At 45.8% G+C, this 517-nt stretch carries 1 protein-coding gene; it reads right to left on the minus strand.

Features of this window, described 5'->3' with window-relative positions; all coding sequences use genetic code 11:
• On the minus strand, positions 1 to 501 hold a 501-nt coding region (locus HMPREF1250_RS03815; RefSeq protein WP_269208539.1), incomplete at its 3' end, for an AAA family ATPase.
• Positions 502 to 517: the final 16 nt, after the last annotated feature.

The raw sequence follows: 517 nt of genomic DNA on the forward strand, positions 1-517 counted from the left end.
GCTGCCTTTACTGTGATGATGACAATAAATAACGGCGCAATTCAAATCCGTGCAGACCTTGTCAAACTGATTGCAAAAATGAGCCATCTGTTCTGCACTGTTTTCATCGCCTGTAATGACCTTGTAAATCGGATCAATAATAATTGCGATGTAATTCTTCTTAGCGGCACGGCGGATCAACTTAGGAGCCAATTTATCCATCGGCAGCGACTTTCCCCGCAAGTTCCATATATCAATATTGCTTAGACTCGTTGCCGGCCAATTTAATGACTCATAGACATCTTTGAACCGATGCAGGCAGCTGGCTGTATCCAACTCCAAGTTAACGTAAAGCACTTTGCCTTGCGCACAGTTCCACGTTAGCCACTTACGACCTTCTGCAATAGCAATCGTAAGTTCGATCAAAGCAAACGACTTCCCTGCCTTCGAGGGCCCGGCAAGGAGCATTTTATGCCCCTTACGAAGTACGTTTTCGATAAGCGGCGGGGCTAACGGCGGCAGATTATTCCAAAAATCT

Origin of the sequence: Megasphaera vaginalis (ex Srinivasan et al. 2021) (assembly GCF_000478965.1) — a bacterium.
Classification (GTDB): domain Bacteria; phylum Bacillota; class Negativicutes; order Veillonellales; family Megasphaeraceae; genus Megasphaera; species Megasphaera vaginalis.